Below are 23,451 nucleotides of genomic sequence, written 5' to 3'. Positions count from 1 at the left end.
GCCGTTGACGACGTACTTGCCCTGGTCGCCGGCGTCGTACCAGCCGCCCTGGACGTCCAGGGAGTAGTCGCAGGTGCCGGGCAGGCAGGGCACGTCCGTGTCGCCCTTGTTGGGTGCCACGCCGAGGTGTCCGGCGGGCCGGGCGTAGGCGTCACCGGCGTACCGCGCCTCGATGGGCGTGCCGCTGCGGACGGCGTAGAAGTAGTCGAGCGCGTCCTTGCGCAGCGGCGAGTACGGGTTGTCCGCGATGGCGAACGGGTAGCTCGACGCGTCGCCGACCGCGAGCGTGTAGCCCGTGCCGGCCTTGCGCACCGAGCTGAAGTCGGCGATGTGCACATGGTCGCCCGAGGCGGTGTCCGTGCCCTGGACCTCGGTGCGGCCAGTCTTCACGGCAGCGCCCGAGGCGTCGAGCAGACGCCAACGTACGGGCTTCGTCGAGGAGTTGACGATGGACGCCTTCTTGGGGCCGTGGGCGGCGTAACCGTACTGGTTCGTGCGCACCGGGGAGCCGAAGTCGCGCCCTCCGCCAGGGGCTATCGCGCCTCCGGTGAGGGAGACGTCGTCCAGGCACAGCGTGAACGGCTGGGTGGCGCCGCCCTGTTGGAACTGCAGCTGGGCGTGCAGGCCGGCGGTCGTGGAAGTCCCGGTGAACTGGAAGGACTTGGGCGCGGTCGTGACGGCGACGGTCTTGTTCAACGTGGCTGGAGTGGCGGGCAGTTGCACCACGGCGCGGATGGACACGTCCCGGGTGGCGGAGGCGGTGAAGCGCAGCGTGTAGGGCCGGCCGGCCTCCAGCGGGATGTCGTTCTGGCCGATCATCGAGTCCCATGGGTTGACGGTCCCCGCGGGGACGTCGGCGCACAGGCGGCCCAGACTGACGGCGGACGGCGAGTTGGCGCTGCTCCACCAGGGGCTCTTCACGGTGTCGAACGTGCCGTTGAGCACCCGTTCGTATGCCGGTTCCGCTGCTGCTCGCGCGGTGTGCGCGGGCGTCGCGCCCAGGGCGACGGTCAGGACGGGTGCGAGGAAGACTGCACCCCATCTGGCTCTGTGGGACATGCCGGGCCCTTCTCGGTGGCGGGGTTCCCGGCTCGATGCGGCGTCAGTGCCAGATGTTCTGCGGGGGCGTCCAGGCTGTCAAGCCTTCACGCACATCAGCATCTTCTGCGTCCGAACCCTTCACAGATTGAACGCTGCACTTCTAGTCTGCGACCGTAAGCGCTTCCAGTTTTGATCCGAAGCATCACGCGGAGACCGGCCGAGCTGCGGCGTCAACCCAGCTCAACAGCGACATTCGAGTCAAGGACGAGAGCATTCCGATTGTTAGCGCTCTCGGAAGTCACATCGGTGGAGGTACAACTCAGTGAGCATGTTCGATCCCGGCTTCCTGTGGGGCGCCGCCACTTCGAGCTACCAGATCGAGGGCGCGGTCGCCGAGGACGGCCGGGGTCCGTCCATCTGGGACACCTTCGCGGCGACTCCGGGCGCCATCCAGGGCGGTGACACCGGCGCCGTCGCGGCCGACCACTACCACCGCTTCCCCGGGGACGTGGCGCTGATGGCCGGACTCGGCCTGCGCGCCTACCGGTTCTCCCTCGCCTGGCCCCGGATCCAGCCCACCGGCTCCGGGCCGGTCAACCAGCGCGGCCTCGACTTCTATCGCCGCCTCACCGACACCCTCCTCGACCGGGGCATCCAGCCCTGGCCCACCCTCTACCACTGGGACCTGCCCCAGCCGTTGGAGGACCGCGGCGGCTGGCCCGCCCGGGACACCGCCGAGCGGTTCGCCGAGTACGCCGCCCTCGTCCACGAGGCGCTGGGCGACCGCGTCACCCACTGGACCACCCTCAACGAACCGTGGTGCTCGGCGTTCCTCGGCTACGCCACGGGCCGCCACGCCCCCGGCCGCCGCGAACCCGACGCCGCCGTACGCGCCGCCCACCACCTGCTGCTCGGCCACGGCCTGGCGGCGGAGGCGATACGGAGCGACGACTCGCACGTCGGCATCACCCTCAACCTCACCCACGTCACCCCGGTCGGCACCGAGCCCGCCGACCTGGACGCGGCCCGCCGCATCGACGGCATGCAGAACCGCCTCCTCCTCGACCCGCTGCTGCGTGGCGCGTACCCCGAGGACGTACTCGCCGACCTCCGCGAGGTCACCGGTTTCGGGCACGTCCACGACGGCGACCTGAAGCGGATCGGGGCTTCGCTGGACCACCTGGGCGTCAACTACTACGCGCCGATGCTGGTCGGCGGCAGCTCGACGCCGACCCAATCCGCCTATGTGGGCTCGCCGTTGGTGCGGGTCGCCGACGGTGGCCGGCCGAGGACCGCGATGGGCTGGGAGATCGACGAGAGGGGGCTGCTGGAACTGCTCCTCCGTCTCAAGGACGACTATCCGGCCGTACCCCTGTACATCACGGAGAACGGTGCGGCCTTCGACGACGTGGTGGAACACGACGGAGTGCACGACGCGCACCGCGTCGCCTACCTGGACGGCCATCTCCGCTCCTGCGCACAGGCGATCGGCCACGGTGTGCCGCTCAAGGGCTACTTCGTCTGGTCGCTCCTCGACAACTTCGAGTGGTCCTTCGGCTACGGGCCCCGCTTCGGCATCGTGCACGTCGACTACGCGACCCAGCACCGCACCCCCAAGGACAGCGCCCGCTGGTACGCCGAGGTCATCCGGCGCGGCGGCCTGTGACGACGCCGACTCCGTTCGCGCTTACAGTGCTGCTACTGCCCACCCCATCCGTACGCACTCCGCCCACTCCATCCGTACGAACTGGAGCCGCCCCACATGACCAGACGGCCACCGACGCTCGACGAGGTGGCGCTGCGCGCCGGGGTGTCCGTCGGAACCGTCTCGCGGGTGATCAACAACCGCCAGCACGTCAGCAAGAAGGCGCGGCAGGCGGTCGAGAGCGCCGTGGCGGAGCTGGGCTATGTGCCCAACGTGGCGGCCCGTTCGCTCGCCTCGCAGCGGCGCGGCGCGGTGGTGCTTGCGATCTCCAGCGACGATCCCGCGCTGTTCGCCAACCTCTTCTTCGCCGAGGTGATCACCGGCGTCAACGCGGTCATCGAGGAGACGGACCTCGAACTGCTGCTGGTCCTGGCCGCCTCCGAGCGGGGCCGGGCCCGGCTGGCCCGCATCCTGCAGTCCCGGGGCGCGGACGGCGTCATGCTGCTGGCCCTGCGCGAGAACGATCCGCTGGCGAAGGTGGCCGAGGCGGGAGGCGTCCCCGTCGTGCACGGAGGCCGCCCCCTGGACCGGGCCCCGCGCTGGTACGTGGACGCGGACAACCGGGGCGGGGCCCGCCAGGCCGTGGAGTACCTGATCTCCAAGGGCCGCCGCGCGATCGGTACCGTCACCGGCCCGCAGGACATGCACGCGGGCGTCTCCCGCTATCTGGGTTTCCGGGAGGCGGTCGCGCTGGCCGGCCTGAAGGACCACCGGGTGGCCCACGCCGACTTCAGCGAGGCGGGCGGCGCGGAGGCGATGGCCCGTCTCCTCGACGAACACCCGGACCTGGACGCGGTGTTCGTCGCCTCGGACGCCATGGCGGCCGGCGCCCTGCGCGTCCTGCGCGAGCGCGGCCGGGCCGTCCCCGAGGACGTCGCGGTCGTCGGGTTCAACGACATCCTCACCGCCCGGCACACCCAGCCGTCCCTGACGACGATCCACCAGCCCATCGTGGCCCTCGGCCGCGAGATGACCCGCATGCTGGTGCGCGTGCTGGGCGGCGAGGAGCCGACGCCCCTCATCCTGCCGACGGATCTGGTGATCAGGGAGTCCGCGTAGCGCGACCGTCCAACCGTGGAAGGTGCGCTCTGCCTTGCACCCACCGCGCTCGGCCCCTGTGCCTCCCTCTCCCCGGCGTCACCCGGCAGCAGCGCGGACGGCACCGGCCAGGTCCGGCGAATCTGGCCGTCGGTCATCGGGGACGTGTGCTCCGCCGGGCCCTGCTCCAGGCCGAAGCCCATGAGCAGAGCCTCGGCGCAGCAGCGCGAAGCATCGGGGGCGATGTCCTCGGTGCGGTCGGCGACAGCGCCGATCATGTGCAGGAAGGCGTACACGTCGGGACTGGCGAAGTCCTCGCGGACGGCGCCCGCTGCCACCGCGCCTTCCACCAGTCCGCCCACCCGACGGCCGAGATCGTCGCGCATCTGCGCCAAGGGGCACCGGCGGACTTCAGGCGATCGTCAGCCTGCCTTCCGCACCCGAAGCCGGCTCCGATCCCGACGTCGCCCCCGACGTCGACGAACCTGGGCCGGAAGGTGCTCTGCCGGCGTGATCAGCAAGGCGTCCTCGGCTGCGCTCGGGGCGGCGGCCCAGCCTGCCGATGCCTCGGGCTACCGCCGCACCCTCGGCATGCCCAGACCGATCCACGAGATGATCTCGCGCTGGATCTCGTTGTTGCCGCCGCCGAAGGTGAAGATCACTGCCGAGCGGTAGCCGCGTTCCAGTTCGCCGTGGAGCACGGCTCCCGCGGAGCCCTCCTTGAGGACACCGGCCACGGCGACGACCTCCATGAGCCAGGCGTAGGCGTCACGGCGGGCCTCGGAGCCGTACACCTTCACGGCGGAGGCGTCCTGCGGGGTGAGCGTGCCCTCCTGGACGGCGTTCACCATCTGCCAGTTGAGGAGTTTCATCGCGTCGAGCTTCGTGTGGGTCTGGGCGAGGCGGCGGCGCACCCAGGGGAGGTCGACGACGCGGCGGCCGTCGGCAAGCTTGGTCTCCATGGCCCAGCGCTGTACGTCGTGCAGGGCACGGATGGCCATGGTGCCGTGTGCGGCGAGGGTGACCCGCTCGTGGTTGAGCTGGTTGGTGATCAGCCGCCAGCCCTTGTTCTCCTGGCCGACCCGGCGGGACGCGGGGACACGGATGTTCTCGTAGTAGCTCGCGGTGGTGTCGTGCGAGGCGAGGGTGTTGATGATCGTGCAGGAGTAGCCGGGGTCGGAGGTCGGCACGAGGAGCATGGTGATGCCCTTGTGCGGCGGGGCGCCGGGGTCTGTGCGGACGGCGAGCCAGACCCAGTCGGCGGTGTCGCCGTTGGTCGTCCAGATCTTCTGGCCGTTGACCGTGTAGTGGCCGGTGTCCTCGTCGCCCTCCCTGACCGCCTTGGTCTTCAGGGCGGCCAGGTCCGTGCCGGCGTCGGGCTCGCTGTAGCCGATCGCGAAGTCGAGTTCGCCGGAGAGGATCTTCGGCAGGAAGTACCCCTTCTGCTCGTCGGTACCGAACTGCATGATCGTCGGGCCGACCGTGTTGAGCGCCATCAGCGGCAGCGGTACGCCGGCCTGGGCGGCCTCGTCGAAGAAGATGAACTGTTCCATCGGGGTCAGACCCCGCCCGCCGTACTCCTTCGGCCAGCCCACGCCGAGCCACCCGTCGGAGCCGAGCCGGCGGATCGTCTCGCGGTAGAAGCGCTTCTGCGCCGCCGGGTCGCCGTAGCGGGCGTACACGTCGTCGGGGACCAACTCGGCGAAGTAGGCGCGCAGTTCGGTGCGCAACCGCTGCTGCTCCGGCGTGTATTCGAGATGCACGGCGCCTCCTGGCTCCCACTGGCCCGCTCGTTCGGCCACCCGGACCTGACGGCGCACACCGTAGAACGTGTTCCAGAAATTGGGAATGCCGGTGACGTACACACTCATGCGAAAGGGCCCCGGGAATGTGCTCCCGGGGCCCCTTCGGCTGCGCGAACGGATCAGTGCGCGACGGGAGTTGCCCGCCCTTCGGCCGCCTTCTCCTCATCGGCCCGGGCCGGCTTGGGAGCCAGCACGCGCTCCGCGAGCAGACCGAAGACCAGGCCGTACGCGGTCCACAGGGTCACCTGGATGGCCAGGGTCGCCAGTCGGTACTGCCACAGCAGGGTGGCGGGGAAGCCCTCCGGCGCCTCGCTGAAGGACGGCAGGAACGCGTACGCCAGGCCGACGGCCAGGACGAAGGACGCGCCCGCCGCGAGGGTGGCGTTCCAGTTGCCCAGGCGCGGTGCGAGGCGTTTGCCGAGGATCACCGCGGCGACGGCCAGCAGCACGCTGAGCACGATCATCAGGAGGAACAGCGCGGTGCGCTGGTTGAGGGTGTCGGGGTCGCCGACGGCGGGCGGGTTCGCCGGGTACTTGAGGAACGGCACCAGGTAGACCGCGACCAGACCGGCGCCCGCCAACAGCAGCGCGCTCGCGCGCGGCCCGAAGCGGCCGATCCTGCCGAGGGCGAAGCAGTACGCGAGGGCGGCGATGCCGCCGAACGCGACCCCGTAGACGAGGACGCCGGTGGACAGGCCGCCGGTGGACTGCATGGCACGGGTGACGAGTTCCTCGCCGCCGTGTTCGTGGGCGTGGGCCTCCTCGAACGCGATGGCCTCGTCCACCCGGGGTTCACCCAGGAAGTAGGCGACGACCAGGGCGAGCACGCCCGCGGCAAGACCCGCGAGCATGCCGCGCACCAGGAGATTTCTGACGGTGACGGAGTTCATTGGGTTGTTGTCCTGTCGGTTCTTTGTCGCCGTCAGTGGCAGGGGAAGCCGAGCAGGTGGCGGGCGTCGTGCACCCACTCGTGCACGCCTTCGCCGGAGACCAGGGAGGTGGCGCCCTGTTCGGCACCGACGAAGTAGAGCAGCACCAGCATCAGGATGCCGAGGAAGACCGCCCAGGGAGCGATCGCGCCGATCGGCAGCTTTGCGGGTACGTCGGGGGTGGTTACGGTCGGCTGAGCGACGGCGGACTGCGCCATGGCAGGACCTCCTGGGGGAACTCGCGTCCCATCTCGGTGGTGCACAGGACGACGGCCACGGGTCTGACTTGCTCGACCTCCGCCTTCCCCCGGTGGGAGGCGGTTGTGCGGGGCTTACAGTGGCGCGACCGTGCCGGATTCTCACCGGCTTCCGTCGTACCGTCGTCAATATCGACGAGAAGGTACCGCGAAGCGGAGGCGCGGCCAAGGGCGCACGGAATGCCGGGGGCGCGCCGGTGCCCTGGTCACGCCCCCAATTCCCGGTACGGACAGGGGTGTTGAGCACGTGTGGAACGCGAGGGCGAGCCGATGACCAGCCGAGTGATGTTGATCTCACCAGCGATGAGCGCGGCATTGCGGGAGGCGCGTTTCGACGACGGATGCCCCCTCGACCCGGCCGGGCTGCGGCTCGCCGAGGCTGCTGCGGGCTCGCTGCCGGCCGCCGACCAGGTCCTGGTCTCGCCCACTGTCCGCTGCCGGGAGACGGCGGCGGCCCTCGGGCTCGACGCCCTCGCCCTCACCGAGCCGCCGGAGCTGGCCGGCCTGGACGTGGGCCGCTGGCGCGGGGCGACCCTCGCCGAGGTGAGCGCCGGCGAACCGGAGGCCGTGGGGCGCTGGCTGGCGGACCCGTCGTCCGCCCCGCACGGCGGCGAGTCGGTGGCCCGGCTGTGCGAGCGCGTCGCGAAGTGGCTGGAGACGGTGGCGGATCCGGGTTCGGGGGCTGCGGGGTCCGGCTCAGGTTCGGCCGGGGGTTCAGGACCGGGCTCGGTCCGGATCATCGCCGTCGTCGAGCCGGAGATCGTACGGGCCGGGGTGGTGCGGGCACTCGGGGCCCCGGAGTCGGCGTTCTGGCGCGTCGACGTGCCGCCGTTGGTCGCCACGGAGTTCAGCGGGCGGGCCGGGCGCTGGAACGTACGGGTCGGGACATCGCTCGGAGAGTGAGGCCACGGCGGGCGCCGCCCGACTGAACGGCTCTTCGGGACGCGGCACCTCAGCTCGGGACTCACCGCGCCGGACCTCACCTCAGCAGGGCGAGGAACTCCGTGCAGGCACGCGCGCAGGCGCGGCAGACCTCGGCGCCCTTCTCGGCGCCGGGGTTCCGGTCGAAGACGTGGGCGGTCTCCAGGCAGACGGCACGACACCACTCCACCTGGGCGCGCATCCCGGCCTCGGCCTGCGTGACCTGCTCGGCAAGGGCGCGGCAGGTCGCGTCGCAGACCTCCGCACAGAGGATGCCCTTGCGCCTCAACTCCTGCTGGTCGTCGGGGCCGTCGAGTTCGGCGAGGCTCGCGCGCAGGGCGCAGACCCGTGCGCACTCGGTACAGGCCTGCGCACAGGCGAACCGGTCCTCAAGGAAACGAACGAGTTCCTGCTGCTCTGTTAGTGACACGCGGCTCGGGTAGCCGGGCAACGCCATACCAAACCCGCCTTCGCACGGCACGGGCCCGGCACAGACATGGGCACGGCGGGGCCAGAAGTGGCTGAGCATGTCGAAGTTATTGACGTGGTCACGACCGCACTCTACGTTCTGACCGGTTTACCGAACCATGTTCGGTATATCGATCCGCTCGTGGCGGGTGCGCACACCCCGGCAACCAACCCGGTGTGTGCGACCACTGACCCGCGACAACCTTCGGATCGGCAGACAAGGAGGCCTCGTGCGCATCGCGGGCATGCTCACCGGGACAGTGTTGAGTGCCGTGTTGGCGACGATGGTGCTACCGACCCCGGCAGCCGCGGCGTCGACCATCGTCGTGGCCGTCAACGGGAACGACTCGGCCGCCGGCACCCTCGACCAACCGCTGCGGACCATCCAGAAAGCCGTCGACAGGGCGAAGGCGGGCGACACCGTCCTTGTACGGGGCGGCACTTACGCCCTGACCGACAACATCACGATCACCACCTCGGGCACAGCGTCGCAGCCGATCTCCCTCGGCTCCTACCAGGGCGAGCGCGTCGTCATCGACGGCGAACAGCTGCCGGCCAGCCACACCCCGGTCGGCGGCAGCATCCCGCGGGCCGAGCGCGGGGCCGTCCACCAGGAGGCCTCCTACTGGAAGGTCTCCGGTCTGGAGATCGTCAACGGCCCGTACGGCTTCTACTGCGACGGCTGCAACAACAACGTGTTCTCCCGCCTCACCACGCACGACAACTACGAGTCCGGCTTCCAGCTCCAGGGCGCCTCCGCGGGCAACCAGATCCTGAACCTGGACAGTTACGGCAACCGTGACCCGCGCAAGAACGGCGAGAGCGCGGACGGGCTGGCCATCAAGGAGGGCAGCGGGAGCGGCAACGTCGTGCGGAGCGCGCGGCTGTGGAACAACGTCGACGACGGTTACGACGCCTGGAAGTTCACCTCACCGATCGTCGTCGAGAACACGATCGCGTACGGCAACGGCTTCAACCGGTGGAACTTCCCGGACTTCGCGGGCGACGGCAACGGCTTCAAGCTGGGCGGCGGGAGCCCGGCACCGGCGGTGGCCCACACCCTGCGCAACTCGCTCGCGTACCGGAACGCGGCGCACGGAGTCACCGACAACGGCAATCCGGGCGCGCTCGCCCTCAGCCGCACCACCACGTTCCGCAACACGGGCACGGGCTTCGACGCCGACGGCTCGGGCGGAAAGGCGGTCCTCACCGCCAACCTGTCCGTCGCGGACGCACGGGCCGCGGCACTCGGCTCCGGTACCACGTCCACGGGCAACTCCTGGAATCTGGGCGGAACTTGGGACGACTCGTCGGTCGTGAGCACGAACACGGGCGCCATCACGGGACCGCGTTCGTCCGACGGCTCCCTGCCGTCCGCCCGGGACCTGCTCGTCCCGAAGAACGGGACGGCCATCGGAGCCCGCTTCTGAACCACCCCGTGGGCCCCGGGACGGACGACCCCGGGGCCCACGGGACTGGCACATCCAGCAGCACCAGCAACACAGTCCGAACGAGGAGAGCCGCACATGATCACGCCAGACAACTCCTACAGACCCGCCACCGCCCCGGACGCGACCGGCGCCTCCCGCCCCTTCGCGCCCTCGCGTCGGAGCCTGCTGCGGGCGATGGCCGCCCTGCCGGTCTCGGCGCTCGTCGTGGGCGGGTTGCCCGGTCTGCTCGGCACGGCCTCCGCCGCCGCGCCGCCCCGCGGATCGGCCACCCGCTACACCATCGTGCCGTTCCTGAACAGCAACGACGGCACGGTGAACGTCTACCAGTCGGACGACGCGACGGACTTCCGGCTCCTGAGGGCGTCCGCGTACACGCCGCCCTCGGGCCGCATCCGCGACGCCAGCGTCTTCAAGCACACCGACGGCTACTACTACATCACCTACACCACGCACACCTGGCAGGACACCAGCACCACCATCGGCTTCGCCCGCAGCTCGGACCGCAGCAACTGGACCTTCCTGTACGACTACACCGTGCCGATCGCGAACCTGTCGCGCGCCTGGGCGCCGGAGTGGTTCGTCGACAGCGACGGCAGCGTGAACATCATCGTGTCCTGCTCGGTGACCAGCAACGAGTGGATCTTCACCCCGTATCTGCTCAAGGCCACCACCTCCGCGCTCACCGCATGGACTTCACCGGTGGCGCTGTCCGGCATCGGCGCCAACCACATCGACACGTTCATCGTGAAGATCGGCTCGACGTACCACGCCTTCACGAAGAACGAGACGTCCAAGTACATCGAGTACGCCACGAGCACCGCGCTCGTCGGCCCGTACACGATCAGCAGGACGGGGAACTGGGCCGGCTGGGGCGGCACTCGGGAGGGCGCCGCGCTGATACAGCTCGACAACGGCGCGTGGCGGATCTTCTTCGACGGGTACGGCGACGGCAGTTACTACTACAGCGACAGCTACGACACCTTCACCACCTGGAGCGCGCCGAAGGCACTGCCGGGCATCTCGGGGACGGCACGCCACTTCACGGTGCTCAAGGAGACGGTGTCCGGCGGTGTGACCCTGCCGACGGGCGTCACCCGCTACCTCCAGTCGGGCAACTTCACCACCCGCCACTGGCAGGAGCAGTCCGCCCTGCTCAACCTCCCCGTGCTGACCAGCTCCAGCACGACCGCGGAGAAGCAGGCGTCCACGTTCACGATCGTGGCGGGCCTCGCCGACGCGAACGGCTACTCGTTCCGCAACGCGGCCGGCAACTACCTGCGGCACTGGGACTTCCGGGGCCGCTTCGACGCGAACAACGGCTCGTCGACCTTCGCCAGGGACGCCACCTTCATCGCCCGTACCGGCAGTTCCGTACGCCTGGAGTCGTACAACTACCCCGGCTACTACCTGCGCCACTACAACTACCAAATCCGCGTCGACCCGTCGGACGGCACCGAACTGTTCCGCCAGGACAGCTCGTTCGTGGCGGTGGCGCCTTTCTGACTTCGTCTTCCTACCGAGGGGCAGGGAGTGGGGAGCGATCGGTCTGTTGAGCAGAACAGTCGCGTTGCCCGTCCGCCGGGGGCAACGGAGTATGTGGCCTTCCCGCTCCTTCCCGCCTCTCGGGAGGTTTCGTGCGCTCCGTTGTCCTACGACGGCTTGCGGCCCTGGTGAGCCTGCTCGCCCTGTTGAACGTCGTATCGCCCGTGCCCGCGTCCGCGGCCCCTCATCCCTGACGGTCTCCACCGACAAAGGCACCGTCGCTGGAACCGCGGCGGCCGGAGTGAACCGGTTCCTCGGCATCCCGTACGCCGCCCCGCCGACCGATGTCAGACGCTGGCAGCCGCCCGCACCCGCTTCCGCCTGGCCGGGCGTACGTCCGGCGGCCTCCTACGGCTCGCGCTGCCCGCAGTCGGCCGCCGGCGACGACAACGGCCCGGACATGAGCGAGGACTGCCTCCATCTCAACGTCTTCACCCCCGAACACCGGACCAACCGCCCGCTGCCGGTGCTGTTCTGGATCCACGGCGGGGGCTTCGCCGGCGGTTCGGGTGACCTCTACGACGGCTCGCGGATCGCGAGGACCGAGAACGTCGTGGTCGTCACGATCAACTACCGGCTGGGCGTGTTCGGATTCCTCGACCTGCCCGGGCTGAGCCGGGAGGGCGCGGGCAACTACGGCCTGCTCGACCAGCAGGCGGCGCTTCGCTGGACGCAGCGCAACATCCACGCCTTCGGCGGGGACGCGGGCCGGGTGACCGTCTCGGGCGAGTCGGCCGGCGGCCACTCCGTCTGTGCGCTGCTGGCCTCACCGCCGGCCCGCGGCCTGTTCGCCGGCGCGATCATCCAGAGCGGCGGCTGCCCGAGCCTCACGACCGCCCAGGCCCTCACCAAGGGCAAGGACTACGCCACGGCCGCCGGGTGTTCCGGCCCGGCGACGACCGTCGTGTCCTGCCTGCGGGCCAAGCCGACGAGCGAACTGCTGGGCACCGGCGGCGGGTTCACCGGCGGCATCCTGACCGGTGTCCTGCCCGTGTCCGGAGTTCCCGAGCTGCCGCTCGCCCCGAGTGTCGCCGTACTGACGGGCCGGATCCACAACGTTCCCCTCCTCATCGGCAGCACCCGCGACGAAGTACGCCAATGGGCCCTGCCGTTCGCGAACGCGACCAGGGCGCAGTACGAGCGGGCCGTCAGGCTGGAGTTCGGCCCTCGCACGGCGGATGCCGTACTCGCGCACTACCCCTATAGCGCCTATGACCGCCCCTACGCCGGCACGTACGCCATCAGCGCGCTGTGGGACGACAGCAGCGTCTTCTACGGGCTGGGCGGCTGCCAGTACCAGAACCTCACGGCACAGTTCGCGGCCCGGCAGCCGAGGACCTACTTCTACCAGTTCGACGATCCGCGTCCGCCCACCCTGGCGACGACTCCGGCAGGCTTCGACTCCGGAGCCCCGCACGCGAGCGAACTCGGCTACCTGTGGCCCATGGAGACCTCTAAGTTGCAGACTCCGGAGCAACGGCGGCTGTCCACGGCGATGGTGCGCTACTGGGGCGCGTTCGTGAAGCACGCGAACCCCACGACCGCGGGACTGGCCGCCTGGCCGTCGTACCGCAGCGGCAAGTACATGTCCCTGCTGCCCGGTGATGACAGCCAGGCCCTGAGGTCCGAGGTGTACGCCGACCGTCACCGGTGTGCGTTCTGGAACAGCATCAGCTACGACTGGCTCACCACCGACCCGGACCGCCTGGCCGCACAGGCGGGCGTTCCCACGTCCTGATGCCCGCCGGGCGTAGTTCAGAGGTGGCTCTCGGCTGAGGCCACACGGAAGGGTGCCCGGCTGGGAGTAGTCCCGCCGGGCACCCTTCCGCGATCGCTGTTCCGGTGTTCCGGACCACCGGGCGAGATGCCTACCGACTCATCGCGACGTCAGGCCGTTGATGCGCCACAAACCGTCGCCGCCGCCGCTGCCTGTGGTGTACGCGTCCCCGGACGCCGCCAGCGAGAAGCTGAAGCTGTTGACCCCCACGATGTTGGTGACGTGGGCCTGGACCCCGGTGGTGGGGTTCACGCGCTTCACCTCGTTGGCGACCATGAAGTAGACCAGGCCGTCGGGGCCGACCGAGATCGACGTGGGTTCGTAGGTCTGGCCGGCCAGCACACGTGTCGTACCGGTGGCCACGTTCGTCTGCAGAATGCGGCCGGTCATCATGTCCGCGGTGTAGGCGAGTCCCGCCTTGTCGAACGCGATGCCGTAGGAGAAGCCGAGCCCCGTGGCCACCACACGCGGTGTCCCGCCGTCCGGGACCGCGACGATCTCTCCGTTGCCGTCGGTGACATAGGTGGTGGTGCCGACGCGGGTCACGCCGAAGAGCGAGGGCAGACCGGCGGCCAGGGTACGGCGGCTGCCCGTGGCGAGGGTGACCTGCTGAAGCGTGCCGTCGAAGGCGGTGATGTACGCGTTGCCGTCTGCGACGGCAACGCCGCGCAGGTTGCCCAGACCGGTGGTGACCGTGGTGAGCGCACCGGTGGCCAGGTCGAGCCTGAGCAGATCGCCTCCCGAGTACGCCAGATACACCGCGCCGGCGTTGTCGGGGGCGATGGCCACCGGGGAGCCGGCCGCCGGCGCGATCCGCGCGCAGTCCGTGGAGGGGCACTTGACGTCACCCGCCGCGGCAACTGCCGGAGCGGCGAGGGTCATTGTCGCCCCCGACGCCAGTAACGCGCCGAGGGCCAGCGCCACGCCCAGCGCACGGCCGCGTCTGGTGAGCGAGCGTGCGGGACGGTCGAGCGGGAGTCGCGTCGCGGTCCTAGATCTCAACATCGAGTCCATCCGTTCCTGTCCGTCGACGATGGTGGGCCCACGGGATCGCCGCGGGCACTGCACTGGTCACGTACACGGGGTACGGGATGGTTCACCAAGGGGGCCCTGACGTGCGGCGCGGGCTCGGCGGAGGTCCGCCAGAAGCGGCAGCTGCCGGTGTCAACGCGTGTTCCAGTCATGCTCTGTCGTCGCGCGTTGCGCGTGATGCCCAATTTGTGATCGTTTGAAAGTTACCTCAGGGTATGGCGTGACTTCTTATGAGGGTGGCATTAGAACCCGTTTCACTCTATGGAGAGTGAGGAGCCGCGCATGAACGACGATTCCCCACGTGGGACGCGCCTCAGAGGCGTATCTCGTCGGAGATTCATCACTGGAACTGGTTCTCTTCTTGGGTCGGCGGCACTAGCCGGCCAGGCACTGCCGGCGCATGCCGCCACGACAGCCGCAGCCGCCGTCATCGAGCCGGGGGCGCATGTACCCGCCCTCGTGATCGGCACCGGATACGGCGGTTCCGTGGCCGCTCTGCGCCTGGCCCAGGCGGGTGTCGACGTCCACATGGTCGAGATGGGCATGGCCTGGGACACCCCCGGGTCGGACGGCAAGATCTTCGCCAACACGACGAGCCCCGACTACCGCTCCTACTGGCTGCGCACCAGGACGAAGCAGCCGCTCAGCAACTTCCTCGGCTTCCCCATCGACAAGGACGTCCCCCGCTACACCGGGATCCTGGACGCCGAGGAGATGGGCGGCATCATCGTCTACCAGGGCCGCGGCGTGGGCGGCGGCTCACTGGTGAACGGAGGGATGGCGGTCACCCCGAAGCGGGAGAACTTCGGCGCCGTCCTGCCGTCGGTCGACGCGGACGAGATGTACTCCGTCTACTACCCGCGCGCCAACTCCGGCCTCGGGGTCGGCACGGTCGACCCGACCTGGTTCGAGACCGCCGACTGCTACCAGTACGCCCGGGTCGGCCGTAAGCACGCCCAGCGTTCGGGCTTCCCCTTCGTCTTCGTACCCGACGTGTACGACTGGGACTACATGGAGCAGGAGGCTGCCGGGACCGTACCGAAGTCCGCACTCGCGGGCGAGATCCTCTATGGCAACAACTACGGCAAGAAGTCCCTGCAGAAGACCTACCTCGCCAGGGCCACGGCGACCGGCCGGGTCTCCATCTCACCGCTGCACAAGGTCACTTCGGTCGCTCCGGCGACGGGCGGCCGATACACGGTCGTCATCGACCAGCTCAACACCGTCGGCAGCACCACGGCCACCAAGACCGTCACCGCGGACCGGGTGTTCTTCGCGGCCGGCAGCGTCGGCACCAGCAAGCTGCTGGTCCAGCTCAAGGCCACGGGCGCACTGCCGGGCCTCAACAGCGAGGTGGGCAAGGGCTGGGGCGACAACGGCAACGTGATGTGCGGGCGCGCCAACCATCTGTGGGACCCCACCGGTGCCGTGCAGTCGTCCATCCCGTGCTCCGGCATCGACAACTGGGCCGCGGGCGGCGCGTTCGCCGAGGTGGCGCCGCTGCCCACCGGCATCGAGACCTTCGCCTCGTTCTATCTGTCGATCACCAAGAACCCCAACCGCGCCCAGTTCTCGTGGAACGCGTCGGCCGGCAAGGCCGAGCTCAACTGGCAGACCGCCTGGAAGCAGCCGTCCATCGACATGGCCAAGACGATCTTCGACAAGATCAACGCCAAGGAGGGGACGATCTACCGCACCGACCTCTTCGGCGCCTACAAGGTCTGGGGCGACCACCTGACGTACCACCCCCTGGGTGGCGCGGTGCTCAACAAGGCGACCGACAACTACGGCCGCCTGCACGGACATCCGGGGCTGTACGTCATCGACGGCGCGCTGATCCCGGGCAACACCAGCGTCAATCCGTTCGTCACCATCACGGCGCTCGCCGAACGGAACATCGAAAAGATCATCGCGGCGGACCTGTAGCGGCGACCCGAGCGGGGGGAGGGACAAAAGGGGGACGAGATCGGGGCCGTCCGGACCTGCCGGGCGGCCCCGGTCCGGTTCAGTGCCCCGGCAGTACGCACATGGCGTCGAGTCCCAGGACCCGGTTGAGCCGTCCGAAGGCGAGCCAGGAGCCCAGACTCATGGTCAGTTCGACGATCTCGGTCTGGGTGTAGTGCGCGGTCATCCGGTCCCAGAACTCCTCGTCGAGGCCATGGTGGTCCAGGGCGTAGCGGTCGGCGTATTCGGCGGCCAGGCGGGTGCGGTCGTCGAAGGCGTCGGTCGTGCGCCAGTGCTCGACGGCGTCGGGGAAGTCGTCCTCGACCTTCTGGCCGTCCCGCTCGGTCCGCCAGTCGAGGCAGAAGAGGCAGCCGTTGATCTGCGCGATCCGAAGCCGCGCGGCCTCGAACTCCCGCAACCCCAGGGTCGTATGGGCGTAGACGGCCAGTGAGAAGTTCGCGGCGGCGGGCCCGATGCCCGGGACCATGTCGCCCCACACGTACTCGATCGGGTTCTTGCCCTCGGGGATGTCGACGTTCATCCGGGACTCCTTCGTCCACGTTCCCGGCCTCGGCCGGGGCCGCAGGCGCGTCCTTGGGGTGCCGACAGGGGGTGTCGGCGTCGATGTCACTTGGTTCCGGGTTCTCCGGAACGGTCAGGGTGCCCCGAGCGGGGAGGGTGCTCCGAGTGATGCGGGCGCGCCGAGTCTGCCGATCGCCGGGCGCAGCGGGACGTCGAGGGCGTCGTAGAGTCCGGGTTCGGCGTCGACGAGCCAGTCGATGGCTCCGACCAGACGGCCGACGGCGGTGGCGTTCCCGCCGGCGGAGCGGTTGTCGCCCTCGTCGGTGGCCTCCACGGTGATCTCGATGCGCGGGCGGCCCTCGATGATCACGCGGTGTGCTCCGTCGCCGTTGGGCGGTGACGGCCAGTCCGGCGCGCAGCTCGGGTGGATGCGGGTGATGTGCTCGATGACCAGGCGCGGTTCGCCCTTCACGATGCCCTGCACCTCGAAGCGCACCGCGCCCTGGGTACCGGCCTCGAACTCACCCATCGTGCGGGTGCTCACCGTGGCGTCGAGCGCGCGGCGCTCCAAGGTCTCGCGGATCTCGTCGAGTTCGACGCCGAGGGCCCTGGCCATCAGCCGTATCTGGCCGCCCCACACCATGGTCGGGATCGACGGCGCGAGCATCAGCGGCTGATAGTCCATGGGGTGCCCCATGCCGATCAGATGCCGGACGGACTCCTCCTGCTCGTACGTGGAGTAGTCGAAGATCTCCTGGCAGCGGATGGCGTCGACGACGGTGCCGAGTCCGCTCATCAGCAGGGGCAGGACGTCATTGCCCCAGCCCGGGTCGACACCGGACACGAACAGCGACCCGCCACCGTCCGCGATCGCCGCGAGCACGGGGTCGCGGAACTCGGGCGGTGCGTTGCGCTGGTCGTAGAGCGGATACAACGACGGCGTGACGACCACCGCACCCGCCCGGATCGCCGCGCCGATGTCGGTCAGTGCGTCGTCGGGCCGGATGTCACCCGACGCCGCGTACACCACCGCACCCGGCCCCGCTGCCAGCACCGCGGCGACATCGTCCGTCGCCGCGACACCCAGAACCCGGTCCAGACCCGCGAGTTCACCCGCGTCACGGCCGACCTTCCCGGGACTGTGAACCAGTACCGCCGTGAGATCGAGCGCCGGATGCGCGTCGACCGCACGGATCGCCGCACGGCCGACATTTCCGGTTCCCCAGACCACCGTGGAAATCATGCGCGGAGCGTAACCTGACGAGTCGTCAGTTTCCATACCCTTGCACCGGCCTCCCGGGGCGGGGCCACGGGAGGCCGTTCGACGGGACGAGGGGCTCTACCCGGAGGCGCTCAACCCGTACAGACGGGCTGCCGGGGAGCCCTAGCCCTTGCTCAGCTGCTCGTGAAAACGGTGTGCCAGGTCCGTCAGCTCTTCCGCGTTCCGCGCGGTCTGCTGCAGGTCGATGAGGACCTCGTCGGCCCCTGCCGCATGGGCGGCGAGCAGGTAGTCCGACACCTGCTCGACGGTTCCCCGGTGCGGAACGGCCTCGCTCGGCGCGGCCTCGGCGGTCACCACGGGGTTCACCCGGACGACGGTGCGCAGGGCGTCGGGGTCACGTCCGGCCGCCTCCGCGATCTGCCGTATCCGGCTGATGACGTACGCCAGTTGGGCCACCGGCAGTCCGACTCCCGCCCAGCCGTCCGCACGACGGCCGATACGTTCCAGAGTGGCCGGAGTGAACCCGCCCAGGAGAACCGGCGGGCGGGGACGCTGTACGGGGAGCGTCTCGATGTGCGCACTCGGGATCGTCCACAGAGCCCCCTTGTACGCGGCCGACGAACCCGACCAGACGTGATCCAGGACGTCCAGGATCTCCTCCATCCGCGCCCCGCGTCCCCGCCACGGCACACCGATGGCCTCGTACTCGTCGGACGACCAGCCGAGCCCGAACCCGATGTCGAGCCGCCCCTCGCTGAGGATGTCGACGGACGTCAGCGAACGGGCCAGCAGGAGCGGGGAGTAGAAGGGCGCGTTGAACGTGCTGGTCCCGAGGCGCAGTCGTCGGGTGGCGTGCGCCAGGAAGGACAGGGTGACGATGGGGTCCAGGAAGGTGCGGTACTCCTCCGGCACGGGGCCGCCGCCGGGATACGGGTCACGGGGCTGCGTCGGTACGAGGGCCCGGTCGCCCACCCACAGGCTGTCGAAGCCGATCGCTTCGACGGCGGAGGCGAACCCGGAGATCGTGCCGGGGTCGGTGAAGGATCCGTACTGGGGAGAGCCCAGGCCGATTTTGAGCATGTCTGTCACCTGTTCGAGGAGGTTGTGGTTCGTTCTCGGATCACCGTGCGGGACACGCATCGACGCTCGATCAACGGCGCGTGAACGCAGGGCCGGCTCAGCGAGCGGACAGCCTCAGCGCTTCGCCGCTTCCCTCCGCAGGCGATCATTCACCTCGTACACGTGCCGTGCCGCGGAAGGGTTCGCCTCAGCCCGGTCCGAACTCAGTGCGACACCAGGATCCGGCGGCCGGCGGTCAGGATGCGATAGGCGCCGGCGCGGGCGGTGGACGTCGCGGGGGACGCCGACCGGGACCTCCTCGGCCTGGTGGGACGCCGACCGGTGGACTCCGGCGGACGCGACTCAACGGAGTCGGGGCGGGGCAGGGCATGCCGGACAGCGCCGGACGGCGCTTCCCAGAGCGCGTCGATGAGGTGGTCGAAGGCGCACTGGCGTCCTTCTCCCGGCAGCAGCCGGACCAGAACCGCACGCTGCAGCGGGCTGCCTAGATCCAGGTCACGCCCGTCATGGCGCCCGATCAGGGCCCCAGCAGCCCGAACTCGTACCAATCCACCCGCCGTTGCCACTTGCCGGAGTCCAGCGGGCCGAACGGGCCCGTCAGGCGGCTGCCGGGCCGCACGACGGACCGCGGAAGCCGGTCCGGCGGCGACGGTCATCCGGGGCGGCTGTGGTCATTGCTGTTCGTGCGGCGCGAGGGGGCGCGTCAGCGGCGGCGGAGAATCATGACGACGGCGATGATGACAATGATGACGACGACGGTACCCAGACCTATGTACACGATCTTCTCTTTCCTTCGGGGACGGGCACCTATCGGTGCCGCAGAGAGCCGAGTGCCCCTGTCCGGGCCTTTCAGCCCGCTCGGACGACTCTGTTCCAGCAGGAGGCGAACCCTGAGCCTGCCGCCGCCAACGACCTCCAGCGCTTCGAAAGCCGCCTGGACGAACTCGTCGCCGAGGGCCGGCTGCTTGCCGAGGATGCCGACGATCTGCGGCGCGAGGCACGGGAGTTGGAGATTCCGTAGCAGCGGAGGCGGGGCGTGGAGAGGCCGGCGGGAGATCGCCGGCCCCGAATGCGAGCTCTACGAGCCTTGTGCCGACCGGTCCTGATCCGGGTGGCGGGCCAGGGACGCGAGGACCATCTCGCGTGCCGCACGGACCGTGGCCGCGAAGGCGGACGGGTCCCGGCCGATGCGTTCGGCTCCCGCGCGCATCGCGCCGGACAGCAGCTCCACCGTGAGGTGCACGTCGCCGACGTCGCGGAACTCCCCGCGCGCGATGCCGTCGCGGACGACGTTCTCCACCTCGACCACGATCGCGTGGAACGGGTTGTCCTGCCCCTCCGGCAGTTCGTCGACCAGCGGGCCGGAGCCCGGCCGGAACATCGGCCGCAGGGCCTGGTCCGTGGACATCTCCAGGATCGCCTCGATGATCTCCCGCAGCCGCTCCGCAGCCGGGTCCGCGGACCGCGCGGCGATCCCGGCCACCCGCTCGACCGCGGGCCGGCTCGCCCGCTCGGTCAGTGCCAGGACCAGGGCGCTCTTGTCGCGGGCGTAGTTGTACAGCGTGTTGCGCGCGAGCCCGGCCCGGGCCGCGATGTGGCCCATGTTGATCGAGTCGTAGTCGCGTTCGAGCAGCAACTGCCGTGTCGCCTCGGCGAGATCGGCCCACACCATCTCGTGGTGTTCCTCGATGCTGGCTCCCCGGATACGCGGCATCCGGTCATTCTCCTTCCTCCGCAGCTTCCCTGTCGCCCGGGGTCGGCCCCGGCCCCGCCGCCGGTGTGCCTACTCGGAGGGCAGGGCGGCGCCCACCAGATGCGCGTTCTCCTGGTACGTCGAGGTGAGCTTCACTCGGTCGAGACGCCAGCCGTCCGCCGTGCGAACTGCCTCGTTGTCGTAGAAACCGACCACCAGCCACCGATTGGGCCCGCCGTCGGCCAGTTCCTCCGGGAGCCAGTGCTCGGCCCGGACGTGCGCGTGGATCGTCGCGCGGTCGCCGTCGATGTCGACGACGTGGCCCGTGATCGCATGGTGCGTCGCCACGAAGGGCGCGAAGGCGCCCCGGAGGATCTCGGTGTACTGATCGAGCGGCGTTTCCATCGGGGGCATGCCGGTGACCGACTCGAAGTCGAGCGTGAGCGGGTCGGTGAAGACCAGGCGGGGCAGCTCCGTGAACTCCTTCTTGTCCGCGATGTCGGCGTACAGACCGAGCAGTTGGATGACGTCGGCGCGATCGTTGGCGTTCATGAGAAGAGTCCCTTTCCACCTGCACTACGGCGACGCACTCTTATGCGACAACCTGTCGTAAACATTACGACAGGTTGTCGCGAAAATCGAGCGGGGGTTCGCCTTCGTTCGCCCGAGGTACGGGCCGTACCCGCTGATCGTCAGGTACGGCCCGATCCATGCCCTAGGACCGCGAGGCGAGTAGGTCCCGGTCGGCCGCCGCCGGACGCGCCTGCTCACGGGTCAGCTTCTCGCCCTCGACGTCGACGTGCGGCAGCGCCCGGTGCAGGAAGCGCGGCAGCCACCAGGCGGCGTGCTGGAGCACGGACATCGCGGCCGGCACCAGACACATCCGGACGACGAACGCGTCGAGCAGGACGCCGACCGCCAGGGCCAGACCCATGCCCTTGGTGATCTGCATGTCGGCGAAGACGAAGGACCCGAAGACGCTCACCATGATGACCGCAGCCGCGGTGACCACCTTCGAGCCGTGGCCGAAGCCGTCCACCATGGCCGCCACCGGGCTCTTGCCGCGCGCGTACTCCTCGCGCATCCGGGAGACGAGGAACACCTCGTAGTCCATGGCCAGTCCGAACAGGATGCCGATCAGGAGGATCGGCAGGAAGCTGATCACGGTCGGGCTCGCCTGCGTCCCAAGTACCGAGGAGAACCAACCCCATTGGAGGACGGCGACCAGGACGCCGAGCGAGCCGCCGAGCGACAGCAGGAAGCCCACCGCGGCCTTCAGCGGCACGGCGATCGAGCGGAACACCAGGGTCAGCAGCAGGACCGCGAGGCCCATGACCACCAGGCAGTAGACGGGCAGCGCGTCGGTGAGCTTCGCGGCGACGTCGAGGTTCACGGCGGTGGACCCGGTGACGTTGATCTCCGTGGCCGTGGACTTCTCCAGGTCGTCGCGTGCGGCGCGGATGTCGTGCAGCAGCTGCTCGGTGCGCTCGGACTCGGGACCGCTCTGCGGTACGACGCCGACCATGGCCGCGTTGCCCGTGCCGCTGAGCCTGGCCGGGGCCACCGAGGCGACATCGGGCAGATCCGCCGCCGTCCGAGCGATCTCCTTGGCCGCCGACTCGGTCGCCTTACGCCCGTCTCCCTCGACCAGGATGACCAACGTGCCGCCGTGGCCGGGGCCGAACGCCTCGTCGGTCATCTTCTGGGCGCGTACGGCCTCCGCGTTCGTGCTGGGCAGCGACAGCCCGAGCCGCAGATCGGCCGCCGGCACCGCCAGCACGCCGAGGCCGACCACGCCCAGCAGCAGGACGGCCCAGCGCCGCCGGTCCATCAGCCGCGCCCAGCGGATGCCCGCACCGACCGCACCGGACCGCTGCTTGTCGAGCGAACGCTGCGCGGATCGGCGCAGCGCCGGGATCCGGCTGAAGGCGATGCGCGGGCCGAGGAGGCCCAGCACGGCGGGCAGCAGGGTGAGCGCCAGCACCACCGCGATGACAACGGTGAGGGCGGCGCCGAGTCCCATGATGGCGAGGAACGGGATCCGTACGACGGTCAGGGCGGCGAGCGCGATGACCACCGTCGCTCCGGCGAACAGCACGGCCGAGCCCGCGGTACCCACGGCGAGGCCCGCGGACTCCTCCGGGTCCATGCCGTCCCTGACCTGCGTCTGGTGCCGGGAGACGATGAACAGTGCGTAGTCCACGCCGACGGCCAGGCCCAGCATGAGGGCGAGCATCAGCGCGGTGCTGTCCATGTCGACGACGCTGGTGAGCGTCAGCAGGGCCAGGACGCCCAGCGCCACCCCCACCATGGCCATGGCGAGCGGGACGACGGCGGCGCGCAGCGAGCGGAACACCAGGATCAGGACGATCAGCGTGATGAGGATGCCGACGGCTTCTCCGGCGCCCCCGGCGGCCGACTCCACGGGGTCGAACGCCCGGCCGCCCAGAGCCACCGTCAGCCCGTCGGTCCGCGCCTGGTCCGCCGCGGCCTCGATCTCCTCGACCGAGGCCGCGCTGATGTCGTCGGACTTCTCGGTGGTGAAGGTGACCTGGGCTATGCCGGTACGGCCGTCACGGGAGACGTTTCCCGCCTTGGCCGAGGGAGTGGTCACGGACTCCACGCCGGTCGTCTTCGCGATCCGGGCGGTGGCGGTGCGGATCGCATCGCCCGGCTTTCCGGCCGTCACCGTCTCGCCCTGCGCCGCGCGGAAGACGATCTGTCCGGTGATGCCGTCACTGCCCGACGGGAACTCCTTGTCGAGGACGTCGGACGCCCGCTGGGCCTCGGTGCCCGGAATGCTCGTGGAGGAGGAGAACGGCTTCATGAGGGTGACGGCCGCCGCACCCAGGGCGCACAGCACGACGAGCCAGCCGATGATCACCGTCCATTTGCGCCGGTAGGAGAACCTCCCCAGGCGGTACAGGAACGTGGACAAGAGAACTCCCAGGAAGTGAACGCGCAGACAGGAGGGCCCGTCGCACGGCGAGAAACCGCGGGGCCCGATCAACCGCGACGCTATGA

The 23,451-nt window shown here is 69.8% G+C and carries 20 protein-coding genes and 1 riboswitch; of the genes, 8 read left to right on the top strand and 12 right to left on the bottom strand.

Going from position 1 to position 23,451, the window contains the following annotated elements; translation table 11 throughout:
• A partial coding sequence (locus AOK17_RS08000; protein ID WP_206190705.1) for a cellulase N-terminal Ig-like domain-containing protein occupies positions 1-1,059 on the bottom strand: 1,059 nt, incomplete at its 3' end.
• A 310-nt stretch (positions 1,060-1,369) separates the two neighbouring features.
• Here AOK17_RS08000 and AOK17_RS07995 point away from each other — a divergent pair.
• A complete protein-coding gene (locus tag AOK17_RS07995) occupies positions 1,370-2,707 on the top strand; it encodes a GH1 family beta-glucosidase (RefSeq protein ID WP_055611619.1) in 1,338 nt (445 codons plus the stop codon).
• Between the two features lie 96 nt (positions 2,708-2,803).
• On the top strand, positions 2,804-3,805 hold the full coding sequence (locus AOK17_RS07990) for a LacI family DNA-binding transcriptional regulator (RefSeq protein ID WP_055611618.1): 1,002 nt from the start codon (positions 2,804-2,806) through the stop codon (positions 3,803-3,805).
• Between the two features lie 551 nt (positions 3,806-4,356).
• Here the strand turns inward: AOK17_RS07990 and AOK17_RS07985 are convergent.
• From AOK17_RS07985 to AOK17_RS07975, 3 genes are all read right to left on the bottom strand, one after another.
• Entirely contained in the window at positions 4,357-5,547 is a 1,191-nt protein-coding gene (locus AOK17_RS07985; protein ID WP_055611631.1) for an acyl-CoA dehydrogenase family protein, read from the bottom strand.
• 161 nt (positions 5,548-5,708) lie between these two features.
• Positions 5,709-6,479, bottom strand: a complete 771-nt coding sequence (locus tag AOK17_RS07980) for a CbtA family protein (protein ID WP_055611617.1) — start codon at positions 6,477-6,479, stop codon at positions 5,709-5,711.
• Positions 6,480-6,511: 32 nt separating this feature from the next.
• Positions 6,512-6,736, bottom strand: coding sequence for a CbtB domain-containing protein (locus tag AOK17_RS07975; protein ID WP_055611616.1), 225 nt, complete (start codon positions 6,734-6,736; stop codon positions 6,512-6,514).
• Between the two features lie 36 nt (positions 6,737-6,772).
• Positions 6,773-6,915, bottom strand: a riboswitch (cobalamin riboswitch).
• Between the two features lie 130 nt (positions 6,916-7,045).
• On the opposite strand from AOK17_RS07975, the gene AOK17_RS07970 reads away from it, so the two are divergent.
• On the top strand, positions 7,046-7,678 hold the full coding sequence (locus AOK17_RS07970) for a histidine phosphatase family protein (RefSeq protein WP_055611630.1): 633 nt from the start codon (positions 7,046-7,048) through the stop codon (positions 7,676-7,678).
• A 76-nt stretch (positions 7,679-7,754) separates the two neighbouring features.
• Here AOK17_RS07970 and AOK17_RS07965 read toward each other — a convergent pair whose 3' ends face one another.
• Positions 7,755-8,153 (bottom strand): four-helix bundle copper-binding protein, encoded by a 399-nt coding sequence (locus AOK17_RS07965; protein WP_055611615.1) that lies wholly within the window; start codon positions 8,151-8,153, stop codon positions 7,755-7,757.
• 295 nt (positions 8,154-8,448) lie between these two features.
• Here AOK17_RS07965 and AOK17_RS07960 point away from each other — a divergent pair, with 295 nt between their 5' ends.
• From AOK17_RS07960 to AOK17_RS07950, 3 genes are all read left to right on the top strand, one after another.
• A complete protein-coding gene (locus tag AOK17_RS07960) occupies positions 8,449-9,594 on the top strand; it encodes a right-handed parallel beta-helix repeat-containing protein (protein ID WP_245697052.1) in 1,146 nt (381 codons plus the stop codon).
• A gap of 96 nt (positions 9,595-9,690) precedes the next feature.
• Positions 9,691-11,118, top strand: a complete 1,428-nt coding sequence (locus AOK17_RS07955; protein ID WP_055611614.1) for a glycoside hydrolase family 43 protein — start codon at positions 9,691-9,693, stop codon at positions 11,116-11,118.
• Positions 11,119-11,209: 91 nt separating this feature from the next.
• Positions 11,210-12,895, top strand: coding sequence for a carboxylesterase/lipase family protein (locus tag AOK17_RS07950; protein WP_079052859.1), 1,686 nt, complete (start codon positions 11,210-11,212; stop codon positions 12,893-12,895).
• A gap of 138 nt (positions 12,896-13,033) precedes the next feature.
• Here AOK17_RS07950 and AOK17_RS07945 read toward each other — a convergent pair whose 3' ends face one another.
• Positions 13,034-13,948 (bottom strand): NHL repeat-containing protein, encoded by a 915-nt coding sequence (locus AOK17_RS07945; protein WP_055611612.1) that lies wholly within the window; start codon positions 13,946-13,948, stop codon positions 13,034-13,036.
• 300 nt (positions 13,949-14,248) lie between these two features.
• On the opposite strand from AOK17_RS07945, the gene AOK17_RS07940 reads away from it, so the two are divergent.
• On the top strand, positions 14,249-15,892 hold the full coding sequence (locus AOK17_RS07940; protein ID WP_079052858.1) for a GMC oxidoreductase: 1,644 nt from the start codon (positions 14,249-14,251) through the stop codon (positions 15,890-15,892).
• Between the two features lie 79 nt (positions 15,893-15,971).
• On the opposite strand, the gene AOK17_RS07935 is transcribed toward AOK17_RS07940, so the two are convergent.
• The 3 genes from AOK17_RS07935 to AOK17_RS07925 form a co-directional block, all read right to left on the bottom strand.
• A complete protein-coding gene (locus AOK17_RS07935; RefSeq protein WP_055611611.1) occupies positions 15,972-16,451 on the bottom strand; it encodes a carboxymuconolactone decarboxylase family protein in 480 nt (159 codons plus the stop codon).
• Between the two features lie 114 nt (positions 16,452-16,565).
• A complete protein-coding gene (locus tag AOK17_RS07930) occupies positions 16,566-17,675 on the bottom strand; it encodes an NAD(P)H-dependent amine dehydrogenase family protein (protein WP_055611610.1) in 1,110 nt (369 codons plus the stop codon).
• Between the two features lie 141 nt (positions 17,676-17,816).
• On the bottom strand, positions 17,817-18,734 hold the full coding sequence (locus AOK17_RS07925; RefSeq protein ID WP_055611627.1) for a TIGR03619 family F420-dependent LLM class oxidoreductase: 918 nt from the start codon (positions 18,732-18,734) through the stop codon (positions 17,817-17,819).
• A 667-nt stretch (positions 18,735-19,401) separates the two neighbouring features.
• Between AOK17_RS07925 and AOK17_RS07920 the strand changes: the two genes are divergently transcribed.
• Positions 19,402-19,755 carry a hypothetical protein gene (locus tag AOK17_RS07920; protein ID WP_055611609.1) on the top strand — a complete coding sequence of 118 codons (354 nt, stop codon included), beginning with the start codon at positions 19,402-19,404 and terminating at the stop codon, positions 19,753-19,755.
• A gap of 57 nt (positions 19,756-19,812) precedes the next feature.
• Here the strand turns inward: AOK17_RS07920 and AOK17_RS07915 are convergent, their stop codons facing one another.
• The 3 genes from AOK17_RS07915 to AOK17_RS07905 all read right to left on the bottom strand — a co-directional run bounded on the left by AOK17_RS07915 (position 19,813) and on the right by AOK17_RS07905 (position 23,365).
• Positions 19,813-20,448 (bottom strand): TetR/AcrR family transcriptional regulator, encoded by a 636-nt coding sequence (locus AOK17_RS07915; protein WP_055611608.1) that lies wholly within the window; start codon positions 20,446-20,448, stop codon positions 19,813-19,815.
• A 69-nt stretch (positions 20,449-20,517) separates the two neighbouring features.
• Positions 20,518-20,979 (bottom strand): nuclear transport factor 2 family protein, encoded by a 462-nt coding sequence (locus AOK17_RS07910; RefSeq protein ID WP_055611607.1) that lies wholly within the window; start codon positions 20,977-20,979, stop codon positions 20,518-20,520.
• A gap of 163 nt (positions 20,980-21,142) precedes the next feature.
• A complete protein-coding gene (locus AOK17_RS07905; RefSeq protein WP_055611606.1) occupies positions 21,143-23,365 on the bottom strand; it encodes an MMPL family transporter in 2,223 nt (740 codons plus the stop codon).
• Between the last annotated feature and the right edge of the window lie 86 nt (positions 23,366-23,451).

The sequence above is a fragment of the Streptomyces phaeochromogenes genome (assembly GCF_001418655.1).
GTDB lineage: Bacteria > Actinomycetota > Actinomycetes > Streptomycetales > Streptomycetaceae > Streptomyces > Streptomyces phaeochromogenes.
The sequence above is the reverse complement of the archived record's forward strand: the minus strand, read 5'-3'. Positions and strand labels throughout refer to the sequence as shown.